Annotated in this window: 10 protein-coding genes; 3 read left to right on the top strand and 7 right to left on the bottom strand. The window is 72.3% G+C overall.

What is annotated here, in order from left to right; translation table 11 throughout:
• Nucleotides 1–2 precede the first annotated feature (2 nt).
• Nucleotides 3–443 (top strand): Immediate-early protein 2, encoded by a 441-nt coding sequence (locus tag B0675_RS19250; RefSeq protein WP_107482670.1) that lies wholly within the window; start codon nucleotides 3–5, stop codon nucleotides 441–443.
• Nucleotides 444–660: 217 nt separating this feature from the next.
• Here B0675_RS19250 and B0675_RS19245 read toward each other — a convergent pair whose 3' ends face one another.
• The 6 genes from B0675_RS19245 to B0675_RS19220 all read right to left on the bottom strand — a co-directional run bounded on the left by B0675_RS19245 (nucleotide 661) and on the right by B0675_RS19220 (nucleotide 8,919).
• Nucleotides 661–1,836: a glycoside hydrolase family 6 protein gene (locus B0675_RS19245; protein WP_081220053.1), complete on the bottom strand. Its 1,176-nt coding sequence runs from the start codon at nucleotides 1,834–1,836 to the stop codon at nucleotides 661–663.
• 259 nt (nucleotides 1,837–2,095) lie between these two features.
• The gene (locus tag B0675_RS19240) at nucleotides 2,096–3,250 is read right to left on the bottom strand and encodes an XdhC/CoxI family protein (protein WP_081220052.1); all 1,155 of its coding nucleotides are present in this window, start codon (nucleotides 3,248–3,250) and stop codon (nucleotides 2,096–2,098) included.
• Nucleotides 3,251–3,292: 42 nt separating this feature from the next.
• On the bottom strand, nucleotides 3,293–4,750 hold the full coding sequence (locus tag B0675_RS19235) for an NCS2 family permease (protein ID WP_081220051.1): 1,458 nt from the start codon (nucleotides 4,748–4,750) through the stop codon (nucleotides 3,293–3,295).
• 280 nt (nucleotides 4,751–5,030) lie between these two features.
• On the bottom strand, nucleotides 5,031–7,424 hold the full coding sequence (locus B0675_RS19230; RefSeq protein WP_081220050.1) for a molybdopterin cofactor-binding domain-containing protein: 2,394 nt from the start codon (nucleotides 7,422–7,424) through the stop codon (nucleotides 5,031–5,033).
• Nucleotides 7,425–7,426: 2 nt separating this feature from the next.
• On the bottom strand, nucleotides 7,427–8,029 hold the full coding sequence (locus tag B0675_RS19225) for a (2Fe-2S)-binding protein (RefSeq protein ID WP_081220049.1): 603 nt from the start codon (nucleotides 8,027–8,029) through the stop codon (nucleotides 7,427–7,429).
• A complete protein-coding gene (locus B0675_RS19220; RefSeq protein WP_081220048.1) occupies nucleotides 8,029–8,919 on the bottom strand; it encodes a xanthine dehydrogenase family protein subunit M in 891 nt (296 codons plus the stop codon). The genes B0675_RS19225 and B0675_RS19220 overlap by 1 nt, the downstream gene beginning before the upstream one ends.
• 409 nt (nucleotides 8,920–9,328) lie before the next feature.
• On the opposite strand from B0675_RS19220, the gene B0675_RS19215 reads away from it, so the two are divergent.
• On the top strand, nucleotides 9,329–11,002 hold the full coding sequence (locus tag B0675_RS19215; protein WP_081220047.1) for a PucR family transcriptional regulator ligand-binding domain-containing protein: 1,674 nt from the start codon (nucleotides 9,329–9,331) through the stop codon (nucleotides 11,000–11,002).
• 137 nt (nucleotides 11,003–11,139) lie between these two features.
• Nucleotides 11,140–11,913 carry a hypothetical protein gene (locus tag B0675_RS19210; protein ID WP_081221877.1) on the top strand — a complete coding sequence of 258 codons (774 nt, stop codon included), beginning with the start codon at nucleotides 11,140–11,142 and terminating at the stop codon, nucleotides 11,911–11,913.
• 159 nt (nucleotides 11,914–12,072) lie between these two features.
• Here B0675_RS19210 and B0675_RS40600 read toward each other — a convergent pair whose 3' ends face one another.
• Complete coding sequence (locus B0675_RS40600) at nucleotides 12,073–12,378, bottom strand: hypothetical protein (protein WP_107482669.1); 306 nt, start codon at nucleotides 12,376–12,378, stop codon at nucleotides 12,073–12,075.
• Nucleotides 12,379–12,427: the final 49 nt, after the last annotated feature.

Here is a 12,427-nt window from a genome sequence, read left to right as displayed (position 1 = left end):
CCGTGGCCCTCTTCGTCCTGGAACGCGTGACCCCGCTCTCCGTCGCCGAGAGCTGGCGCCGCCTCACCGACTGGCCGCGGCACGCGGACGTCGTGCCGCTGACCCGGGTCACCGTGCGCACCCCGCCGCCGACAGGGCGCGGCACCGTGTTCGTCGCCCGGTCGGGGATCGGGCCCCTCGCGTTCGACGACCCGATGGAAGTCACCGCCTGGCGGCCGCCGCTCGACGGGGGTCCGGGGCGGTGCCGGCTGGAGAAGCGCGGCAGGTTCGTCACCGGCTGGGCGGAGATCGAGGTCCACCCGGCGGAGGACGGAGGTTCACGGGTGGTCTGGCGCGAGGACGTGAACGTACGCGGGCTGCCCGGTGTGGCCGACCGCCCGCTGGAACGGTCGGCGCGGTGGATGTTCGGGCGGGCGACGGACGCGCTGCTGCGGCGGGACTGAGAACACCTGGCCGAGGCGCCAGTCCGGCGCGCAACTCCGCTGCCTCCAGTTCGACTTCACGCCCGCGGCAGCCGCCCGGCCCGGTCGGCGACCCCCGGTCCACGGTCGGTCAGCGGGCGGCACCGTCCAAGGGCCGGAGAACGGCACCGCCTCGCCGACAGCGGTGCCCCGCCGCCCGGGAGGGGCGGGGCACCGAGTCCATCGAGCGTCAACTCGCCTACAGGAGCGGCGGGTTGGCCAACCGTGCGAGTTCCAGGGCCTGTTGCGGGAACCAGTCCCCCGCGTCCGGGTCGATCGTCCCGCGCTCCGGGTCCTGCGGGCCCGCCGTTCCCCGCAGGCAGAGGCCGTCCGACTCGCCGGGCGTCTTGATCCACAGACGCGCGTCCTGCAACGGGTCGCCTGTGCGCAGCGTCGGGCGCGCGCCGAGACCCCGGTCCGGCGGGTTGCACCAGTCCTGCGCGTCGGTGTACTTGCCGGCCGGCGGAGTCCAGGGGCCCCGGCCGTTGCGGCTGGAGTCGGTGACGAAGTGCTTCATCCGCGAGGGGGGCGTGTGCACGTGCGTGTCGAGCCAGGCCTGCGCGTCGGCCCTCGGCCATCCCTGACTCGGACACGCGGCCGCGTCTCCCCCGCCGGCCACGTACGCCAGGCAGGACGAGATCAGCTTGCCGTACCAGGAGTTGGCGTCGTCGGTGTTGTAGTTCGACGCGTTGGTGTAGAAGCCGGAGGCCCGGCCGACACCGCCCTTGATCAGGCGCGGCACGATGGAGTCGACCGTGTGCCACCCGGGGTGCCCGGTGTCGAGGTAGACCCGCGTGCCGGACAGCGGCTCCAGCGCGTCGACCGCGTAGTTGACCTCGGTGTAGCGGGCCGCGGTCTTCGTGCCCTGCGCGTCGTCCTGGCCGCAGTCGTTCGGCAGCAGGGCGAGGGCGTCGGGTTCGAGGGTGACGATCGTGTCGCCGTGGCCGATCCCCCGCGCCACGGCGTCGATCCACGTCTCGTACTCCGCGGTGGTCGCGGCGCCGCCCGCCGAGTAGTTGGCGCAGTCGCGGCCGGGGATGTTGTACAGCGCGAGCACGACGGTCGCGTGATCGTGTCCCCCGTCCCGCACCACCGCCCTGACCTGCCGCTCCACCTCGGCCGGCGTCTGGTCGCCGAACCACACGGCCTGCGGGGTGCTCACCATCGTCAGGATGCCCGCCGCGTCGCGGAGCCGACCCGTCCTGGCGAGGTCGAGGGCCTGCCGGTAAGCCGCCGGGTTGGCGTCGGGGACGTACAGCGCGGACCCGTGCCCGGCGGGGTCCGGGGTCTCCGCGGCGTGCGCCGGGGGTGCGCCGAGCAGGGCCGTGAGGCCGAGGGACACGGCCGCGAGCCATGTGGGGGTACGTCGTCTCATCCGGGTTCACTCCTGGGTCACAACGGTCACGAGGGACGTGCGGGAGCGCTCCCACAGGAGACTCGTCGAGCGGCATGCCTACGTCAATACACGCGTCGGAATCGGTGGAACGAGCGGGGAGTCGGCGTGCCGGGGCCGACCGGGCGGGGACGCGGTGCGCGCCGGAGCGAGGGGGAGAGAGCGAGAGGGGGGAGGGGGCGAGGGCGGGGAGACGGAAAAGGCCCGCCACTTCCGTGACGGGCCTCGCTCGGGTCGCCGCTCAGGCCACGGAGCCGATGCGCCGGGCCGGGACCGAGTTCGGGTCGTGGTGGATCGGCGTGTGCGCGCCGGTCAGTGAAGTGCCGCTGCCGCCACGCCGGTTGGCCACGATCTCCGAGGCGATGGACAGCGCGGTCTCCTCGGGGGTGCGTGCCCCGAGGTCCAGGCCGATGGGCGACCTGAGCCGGGCCAGTTCCAGCTCGGTCACGCCGACCTCGCGCAGCCGCCGGTTGCGGTCGAGGTGGGTACGCCGGGAGCCCATGGCGCCGACGTACGCCACCGGGAGCCGCAGGGCGAGCCGGAGCAGCGGGACGTCGAACTTGGCGTCGTGGGTGAGGACGCACAGGACGGTCCGCGCGTCGACGTCCGTGCTCTCCAGGTAGCGGTGCGGCCAGTCCACGACGATCTCGTCGGCGTCGGGGAAGCGGGTCCGGGTCGCGAACACCGGGCGGGCGTCGCACACGGTGACCCGGTAACCGAGGAACTTGCCCATGCGGACCAGTGCCGAGGCGAAGTCGATGGCACCGAAGACGATCATGCGCGGCGGCGGGACGGACGACTCCACGAGGACGGTGAGCGGCGCTCCGCAGCGAGAGCCCTGCTCACCGATCTCCAGGACGCCGGTCCGGCCCGCGTCCAGCTGGGCCACCGTCTCGCCCACCACGGTGCGGTCGAGTTCGGGATGGGCCCCGAAGCCGCCCTCGTGGGATCCGTCGGATCGTACGAGGAGGGCGCGGCCCATCAGGTCGGCGGGGCCGCTCACGATCCGGGCGACGGCCGTCGCCCGCCCGTCCGCGACGGCGGCCAGCGCCGTCGCGAGCACGGCCCGGCGGGCGGTGTCCCGCGCGCGGACCGGGGTGACGAGGATGTCGATGACACCTCCGCAGGTCAGTCCGACCGCGAAGGCGTCGTCGTCGCTGTAGCCGAAGCGTTCGAGGACGGTCTCCCCGTCCTCCAGGGCCTGCCGGCACAGCTCGTAGACCGCTCCCTCCACGCAACCGCCGGAGACCGAGCCGATGGCCGTGCCCTCGGCGTCGACCGCCAGTGCGGCGCCCGGCTGGCGGGGCGCGCTGCCCCCGACCGCCACCACGGTGGCGACGGCGAAGTCACGGCCCTGCTCGACCCACCGGTGCAGCTCTTCGGCGATGTCCAGCATCTCGGTCTCCTTAACAGCGGTTGCGTGGAGCGAGCCGGAGCGTCAGTGGACGCCCATCCAGCTCTCGATCGGATTGAGCGCGAAGTACACGAAGAAGATCACCGTGAGGCCCCACATGAAGGCCCCGATCTCGCGGGCCTTGCCCTGGGCGATCTTGATGGCGACGTAGCTGATCACACCGGCCGCCACGCCCGCGGTGATCGAATAGGTGAAGGGCATGATCACCACGGTCAGGAAGACGGGGATCGCGGTGGCGCGGTCGGCCCAGTCCACGTGGCGGGCGTTCATCATCATCATCGCGCCGATGACCACCAGGGCCGCCGCCGCGACCTCGCCGGGCACGATGGCCGTGAGCGGGGTGAAGAAGAGGCAGGCCGCGAAGAACAGGCCGGTGACGACGGAGGAGAGGCCGGTGCGGGCCCCCTCACCGACGCCGGTCGCGGACTCGACGAAGACCGTCTGGCCGGAGGCTCCGGCCACACCGCCGACCGCGCCGCCCGCACCGTCGATGAACAGCGCCTTCGACAGGCCCGGCATCCGGCCCTGGGCGTCGGCGAGGTTGGCCTCGGTGCCGACACCGATGATGGTGGCCATCGCGTCGAAGAACCCGGCGAGCACCAGCGTGAAGACGATCATGCCGACCGTCATCGCGCCGACCCCGCCCCAGCCGCCGAACTCCACGTGTCCGAAGAGCGAGAAGTCCGGCATGGAGACCGCGCTGCCGTGCAGCTCGGGGGCCCCGCTGGCCCACTGCTTGGGGTCGATGACCCCGGTGGCGTTGAGGACGACCGAGAGCACGGTGCCGGAGACGATCCCGATGAGGATCGCGCCGGGGACGCCACGCGCCTGGAGCATGAAGATCAGCAGCAGCGTGGCGGCGAAGAGCAGGACGGGCCAGCCGGCGAGTTCACCGGTGGCACCCAGGCTGACCGGGGTCGCCTTGCCCTGGTGGACGAAGCCGGCCTTCACGAGGCCGATGAGGGCGATGAACAGGCCGATGCCCATGGTGATGGCGTGCTTGAGCGCCAGCGGGATCGCGTTCATGATCATCTCGCGCAGGCCGGTGACGACCAGGAGCATGATGACCGCGCCGTACATCACGCACATGCCCATGGCCTGCGGCCAGGTCATCTGAGGGGCGACCTGCGAGGAGAGCACACCGGACACGGAGAGTCCGGCGGCCAGGGCCAGCGGCACCTTGCCGACGAACCCCATGAGAAGCGTGGTGAAGGCCGCCGCGAAGGCGGTCGCGGTGATCAGCGCCTTCTGGCCGAGCACGTCCCCCGCCACGTCCTTGCCGGACAGGATGAGGGGGTTGAGCAGCAGGATGTACGCCATCGCCATGAAGGTCGTGACGCCGCCGCGCACCTCACGCGCGATCGAGCTTCCCCGCTGGGATATGTGAAAGTACCGGTCGAGCCAAGACCGTCCGGCCGGAACGCGGCTGCCCGCGCCCGCGTCCGTCGCGGCGGTCTTCGGCTCCAGTGACTGCTGGGTCATGTGGGCCTACTCCCAAGGTTCAAAGGGGCACCCGCGACAGCCGCCCTGACGGCTGCTGGAACCGCGAACGCGGTTACGGGATTTGGGAAGGTGCTTCGGCCGCACGACCCGGGGGACGGCCCGAGGCGAACGAGTGAAACCAGAGGAACTCTGCTGCGGTACGTGCCTGTTGTGCTGCTCTCCGACGGTTCCCGGGGCCGCGAGCGGTGCGGTTCCGGGACTCCGGGCGGCGCGGTGAAGTGTGACGTTCCCGGCGCCGCCCGGAGAGTTCTGCCCGGTGCTACGCGGCGCCCGTGCCCGTGAGGTGCTCGGGGCGGACCGGCGTCCGGTTGAGTTCCAGACCCGTCGCGTTCCGGATCGCCGCGAGGACGGCCGGCGTGGACGACAGGGTCGGGGCCTCGCCGATGCCACGGAGCCCGTACGGCGCGTGGTCGTCGGCGAGTTCGAGCACGTCGACGGGGATGGTCGGCGTGTCGAGGATGGTGGGGATCAGGTAGTCCGTGAAGGAGGGGTTGCGCACCTTCGCGGTCTTCGGGTCGACGATGATCTCCTCCATCACCGCCACGCCCAGTCCCTGGGTGGTGCCACCCTGGATCTGTCCGATGACGGACAGCGGGTTGAGCGCCTTGCCGACGTCCTGGGCGCAGGCCAGTTCGATGACCTTGACCAGTCCGAGTTCGGTGTCCACCTCCACCACCGCGCGGTGCGCGGCGAAGGAGTACTGGACGTGTCCGTTGCCCTGACCGGTACGCAGGTCGAAGGCCTCGGTGGGGCGGTGCCGCCACTCGGCCTCGATCTCCACGGCCTCGCCCTCCAGCACGTCGGCCAGGTCGGCGAGGACCTCGCCGCCGTCGGTGACGACCTTGCCGCCCTCCAGCAGGAGTTCGGCGGTGGCCCACGCCGGGTGGTACGTGCCGAACTTGCGGCGGCCGAGTTCCAGGACCTTCTCCCGGACCAGCTCGCAGGAGTTCTTGACGGCGCCGCCGGTGACGTACGTCTGACGGGACGCGGACGTCGAACCGGCGCTGCCCACCTGGGTGTCGGCGGGGTGGATCGTCACCTGGGTGACGCCCAGCTCGGTGCGGGCGATCTGCGCGTGGACGGTGACGCCGCCCTGGCCGACCTCCGCCATCGCGGTGTGCACGGTGGCCACCGGCTCGCCGCCGACGACCTCCATGCGCACCTTGGCGGTGGAGTAGTCGTCGAAGCCCTCGGAGAAGCCGACGTTCTTGATGCCGACGGCGTAGCCGATGCCGCGGACGACGCCTTCGCCGTGCGTGGTGTTGGACAGGCCGCCGGGCAGCTGCCGTACGTCGGCCTCCTCGCCGGCCGCGAGCCACTGCTGCTCGGGCGGCAGCGGCATCGCCTGGACGCGGCGCAGGAGTTCGGCGACCGGGGCCGGCGAGTCCACGGGCTGTCCGGTGGGCAGGAGGGTGCCCTGCTCCATGGCGTTGAGCTGGCGGAACGCGACCCGGTCCATGCCCACCTTGTCGGCGAGCCTGTCCATCTGGGCCTCGTAGGCGAAGCACGCCTGGACCGCGCCGAAGCCGCGCATCGCGCCGCAGGGCGGGTTGTTGGTGTACAGCGCGATGGCCTCGATGTCGACGTCCTCGACGACGTACGGGCCGACGCTGAGCGAGGACGCGTTGCCGACGACCGCCGGGGAGGCCGACGCGTAGGCGCCGCCGTCCAGCACGATCCGCGCCTTCATGTGCGTGAGCTTGCCGTCCTTGGTCGCCCCGTGCTCGTAGAAGAGCTTGGCGGGATGGCGGTGGACGTGTCCGAAGAAGGACTCGAAGCGGTTGTAGACGATCTTGACGGGCTTGCCGGTGCGCAGCGCCAGCAGGCAGGCGTGGATCTGCATCGACAGGTCCTCGCGGCCTCCGAAGGCACCGCCGACGCCGGAGAGCGTCATCCGGACCTTGTCCTCGGGCAGTCCGAGGACGGGGGCGATCTGCTTGAGGTCCGAGTGCAGCCACTGGGTGGCGACGTAGAGCTCGACGCCGCCGTCCTCGGAGGGCACGGCCAGTCCGGACTCGGGGCCGAGGAAGGCCTGGTCCTGCATGCCGAAGGTGTACTCGCCCCTGACGACGAAGTCGGCCTTCTTGGCGGCCTCTTCGACGTCTCCGCGGACGATCGGCTGCCGGTGCACGATGTTGGGGTGCGGTACATGGCCGATGTGGTGGTCGTCGCGGCCCTCGTGGATGAGGATCGCGTCGGGCGCGGTCGCGGACGCCTCGTCCGTGATGACCGGCAGTTCCCTGTACTCCACCTTGATCTTGGCGGCCGCGCGGCGCGCGGTCTCCGGGTGGTCGGCGGCGACGATCGCGACGGGCTCGCCGTGGTGGCGTACCTTGCCGTGCGCGAGGACCGGGGTGTCCTGGATCTCCAGGCCGTAGGTCTTCACCGCGGTGGGCAGGTCGTCGTAGGTCAGGACGGCGTAGACGCCTGCCTGCGCGAGGGCCTCGGAGGTGTCGATCGACACGATCTCGGCGTGCGCGACGGTGGAGCGCAGGATCTGCCCCCACAGCATGTCCTCGTGCCACATGTCGGAGGAGTACGCGAACTCTCCGGTGACCTTGAGGGTGCCGTCCGGGCGGAGCGTGGACTCGCCGATGCCGCCCTTGGTCTTGGAGCCCTGCGTGATGTTCGTGGGCGTGCCGGTGGTTCCCATGGTCAGACCCCCTCGGACTGCCGGGCGGCCGCCAGGCGGACCGCGTCCATGATCTTCTCGTAGCCGGTGCAGCGGCACAGGTTGCCCGACAGCGCTTCGCGGATGTCCGCGTCGGTCGGGTTCGGCGTGCGCTCCAGCATCTCGTCGGCCGCGACCAGCAGACCCGGGGTGCAGAAGCCGCACTGGACGGCGCCGGCGTCGATGAACGCCTGCTGGATCGGGGAGAGTTCGGTGCCCTCGCCGGTCTGCGAGTCCTGGCCCTTGGCGGCCCAGCCCTTCGCGGCGTCGAGCGATGTGCCGCCCTTCTCGCCGCTGCCGCAGGCGCCGGTGGCGCAACCGCCGTGCTCGGCACGCTGCTTGGCGAAGTCGGCGAGCCCCTCGACGGTGACGACGTCGCGGTCCTGCACCTGCCCCGCGGCCACCAGACAGGAACACACCGGCACGCCGTCCAGACGGACGGTGCAGGAACCGCACTCGCCCTGCTCGCAGGCGTTCTTGGAACCGGGCAGGCCCATGCGCTCGCGCAGGACGTAGAGGAGGCTCTCGCCCTCCCAGACGTCGTCGGCCTCCTGCCGGCGGCCGTTGACCGTGAAATTGACGCGCATTACGCGACTCCCTCCGTGCGGGCGGCGCCGCCGCGGTACGACTCCCAGGTCCAGGTCAGCGTCCGGCGGGCCATGATGCCCACCGCGTGGCGGCGGTAGCTCGCGGTGCCGCGGACGTCGTCGATCGGGTTGCAGGAGGCGGAGCACAGGTCCGCGAACTGCTTGGCGACCGACGGGGTGATGATCTTTCCGTTGTCCCAGAAGCCGCCCTCGTCGAGCGCGGCGTTCAGGAAGTCCTCGGCGGCCTTGGCGCGGACCGGGGTCGGCGCCGCCGAGCCGATGCCGGTGCGGACCGTCCGGGTGTCGGGGTGCAGGGCCAGGCCGAAGGCGCACACGGCGATCACCATCGCGTTGCGGGTGCCGACCTTCGAGTACTGCTGCGGGCCGTCCGCCTTCTTGACGTGCACGGCCCTGATCAGCTCGTCGGGCTCGAGCGCGTTGCGCTTCACACCCGTGTAGAACGCGTCGATCGGGATCAGGCGCGTTCCGCGGACGGATGCGGCCTCGACCTCGGCGCCGGCGGCGAGGAGGGCGGGGTGGGCGTCACCGGCCGGGGAGGCGGTGCCGAGGTTGCCGCCGACTCCGCCGCGGTTGCGGATCTGCGGGGAGGCCACGGTGTGGGAGGCGAGGGCGAGGCCCGGCAGCTCGCCGCGCAGGTTCTCCATGATGTGGGTGTACGGAACGGAGGCGCCCAGACGCACGCTCTCCTCGCCGACCTCCCATTCGCTCAGCTCGCCGATGCGGTTGAGGTCCAGCAGGTACTCGGGCCTGCGGTGGTCGAAGTTGATCTCGACCATCACATCGGTGCCACCCGCAATCGGCACAGCCGTGGGGTGCTCAGCCTTGGCGGCGAGCGCCTCCTCCCAGCTGGCGGGGCGAAGGAAGTCCATGAGTGGCTCTCTTCATTCGTGTCGTCGGTCGTTCTGATCAAGCCAGATCGTGTGCGGGCGGCCCGGCTCGTTCATGAGGTGTTAACGCGGAGTGAGGCCAGTACACAGCGCTGTCCCATACGGGGGTCAGTCACCGAAACCATGAAGGAGTTGGCTGGCCAGCGCGCGCATCTTGTAGATTCGTATGAACGGAGGCCATCAGTTACCTCCTCGGTTTCCCCTGGAAACAGTGACCACAGCCCCCTGGAAACAGCGAGCGCGGATCACGGAAGCCCAGGCCACGACCCGGGGACGGGCTCACTGACGCCCGGCGCCCGCGGACCGGCTCCGCGTGGCCCGGGGACCCGCTCGCGGGAACCTCACCGACGCTTCATCGTAGATTTCGAGACAAAGAACGGCGGCGACGAGAATGCGGCTGCGCGCACTGCTGGACACCGACGCGCTGGGCCTGCGGCTGCTCGGCGGCGAGGACGAGCTCGACCGCACCGTCCGCGGTGTGATGACCACGGACCTCAAGGACCCGAGCCGGTACCTCTCGGGCGGGGAGCTGGTCCTGACGGGCCTCGCCTGGCGGCACGACGCGAGTGACTCCGAGCCGTTCGTCCGCATCCTCGCGAGCACCGGCGTCGCGGGCCTCGCGGCGGGTGAGGCGGAGCTGGGCGACATCCCCGACGACCTGGTCCTCGCCTGTGCCCGGCACCGCCTGCCGCTGTTCGCCGTGAACGAGTCGGTCGCGTTCGCGACCATCACCGAGCACGTCGTGCGCCAGGTCTCGGGCGAGCGGGCGGGCGACCTGGCCGCCGTGGTCGACCGGCACCGCCGGATGATGACGTCGGGCCCCGCGGGCGGGGGCCCCGACGTGGTCCTCGACCTGCTCGGCACCGACCTCGACCTGCGCGCCTGGGTGCTGTCCCCCGCCGGCCGGACCGTCGCCGGGTCGAAGGCGGCGGGCGGCGAGCTGCCCGCCGACATCTGCGCCAGGCTGGCCGCCGAGCACCTCGCGGCGGTCCGTACCGGGCGCCGCGGGCCGCACCGGGTCACGGCCGGCCAGGCGACGTACTCGCTCTTCCCGATCCGCTCCACCGCGCGCGCCGCGACCGCCTCGCGGGACGTGCGCGAGACGGTGCTCTCCGACTGGCTGCTCGCCGTCGAGGCGGACGCCGGGGACTGGCCCGAGGAGCGTCTCGACCTGCTGCAGGGCGTCACCCAGCTCATCGCCGTGGAGCGGGACCGGCGGGACGCGGCGCGCACCGTGCGGCGGCGGCTCGCGCAGGAGGTCCTGGAGCTGGTCCAGACGGGGGCGGCGCCCGCCGAGATCGCGGCACGGCTGCGGGTCGCGGCGCCGGTGCTGCTGCCCGGCCTCGGCGCGGCCCCGCACTGGCAGGTCGTGGTGGCCCGCGTGGAGTGGGACGGCGGCGACATCGAGGGCGGTCCGGTGGCCCAGACGCTGCTGGAGGAGATCCTCGTGGACCCCCTGTCCCCGGGCCCGGAACATTCCGACCGGATAGCCGTCGCCCACACGGGTGACGAGGCCATCGCGCTGGTCCCCCTTCCCGCGGTCTCGACCGACGACGACGGCTCCGGCGCGGGTCTGCACGCCGACCGGCTCCTGGAGGCCGTACGGGCCCCGCTGTCGGCCGGGCTGAACGACGACGGGCGGCTCACGCTCGGGGTGAGTGCCGCCGTGCACTCGGCCGAGGGGCTGCGCGGCGCCCTGGAGGAGGCCCGGCACGCCCGCCGGGTCGCGGCGGCGCGCCCCGGGCGGGTCTGCGCCGCCGGGCACCAGGAGCTGGCCTCGCACGTCCTGCTGCTGCCCTTCGTGCCGGACGACGTCCGCCGCGCCTTCACCGCGCGACTGCTGGACCCGCTGCGCGACTACGACAGCCGGCACCGTGCCGAGCTGATCCCCACCCTGGAGGCGTTCCTCGACTGCGACGGCTCCTGGACGCGCTGCGCGGCCCGTCTCCACCTGCATGTCAACACGCTGCGCTACCGCGTCGGGCGGATCGAGCAGTTGACGAGCCGTGACCTGTCGCGCCTGGAGGACAAGTTGGACTTCTTCCTGGCCCTGCGGATGAGCTGAACCCCGGCGGGGTCCCGGAGGGCCGGCCCCGCCCCGCCACTTTGTGAAATCCTTCACCCACCCTCTTGGCCGGGCCCGGTGATCCGTGCTGAGATGCCACCACTCAACAGCTCAATGGTGTGCTCGGGGAGGGCAACGTGGCGCATACCGCCATGTCTGGTTCCGGAACGACTGCAGGGGACGATCCACTCCAGACGGCGATATGGCGGCTGCGCTCGCGCGCCTGCTGGGCCGACGCGGCGGCGCTGCTCCAGCCGCACACGGCGGAGGCCTCGCTCCAGAGAGCTTCCCTGCTCGTCGAACGCTGTCTCTACACGGAGCAGGGGTGGGCGGAGGCGGAGGACGCGCTGCGCACCGCCGAGGCTCTCGCGCAGAGCGACGACGAGCGTGGCGCGGCGGCCTGTGAGCGCGGTCAGCTCGCCTATGCCTCCACCCTGCTGAGCGTGCGCGACCGGGCCGACGAGGCGCGCGCCGCGCTCGGCCGGGCCGCCGCCCTGATCGCCCCCGGCGCTCCGGGACGAGCCCTGCTGGACTTCCGGCGCGGCCTGCTCGCCGAGAACCTGGCCCGGGCGCCGCAGGCGGCCCGGGCGGCGTACCGGCGGGCGCACGCGGGCGCGACCGCCCAGGACGATCCCCTGCTGATGTCCTTCACCTGGCGGCATCTCGCCGGACTCGCCCTGCGGGAGGGGGAGTTGACGGAGGCCCGGCACGGCTTCGCCGAGTCCCTGCGCATCCGCGAGGAGTTGGGCTATCTCGTCGGTACGGCCCCGGCGCTGGCGTCGCTCGCGGACGCCGAGTCGGAGCCCGAGGCCTCCCGGCTCCGCGCGGAGGCGGGCCGCCTGTTCCGCCTGCTGGGGGGCGTACCCACCTGGCTGGCCGCCCAGTTGGCACCCCCCGCGGCGACGGCCTGACCGGCCCCGTGGGCGCACGCACGACATGTGCGCCCACGGCGGTTCCGGTCGGGGAGGCACCACGCCGGGCGGACGACACCACCGAGGACGAGTCGTGCCGGTGACCCGGCGAGGTGCCGTGGCCGTGTCCCCGCCTTCGCGCGGGAGGCCGGGCGGCCGTCAGCCGTTCTGGATCCGTGCCAGCAGGTCGCGTGCGAACGTGGTTGCGTCGTGCCGGAGTCCGGGGTCACGGACCAGGCAGACGACGACCGCCACCACGACGAGGAACGTCAGGAAGCCGCCGAGGCCGCCGCCCCGGCCGGCGCCGGTGCGGGCCGTCGGGCGATGGGTGCGGGGAGAACCCCCGTGGAGGCGGGCCATGTCGTGCGCCTGGTGGTGGATGCGGACGTGGTTCTGGTGGATCCGCTGGGCCTGATGAGCGGCCTGCTGCGCCTGCTGCTGCGCCGCCCAGGAAGGGTCTGGCATGGCTTTCTCCCCCGGTTGCGGTCGGGCTCTCGCCCGGACCCTGTGCACC

The sequence above is a fragment of the Streptomyces sp. M41(2017) genome (assembly GCF_002078175.1).
Lineage (GTDB): Bacteria > Actinomycetota > Actinomycetes > Streptomycetales > Streptomycetaceae > Streptomyces.
This window is presented reverse-complemented; position numbering and strand designations above follow the sequence as displayed.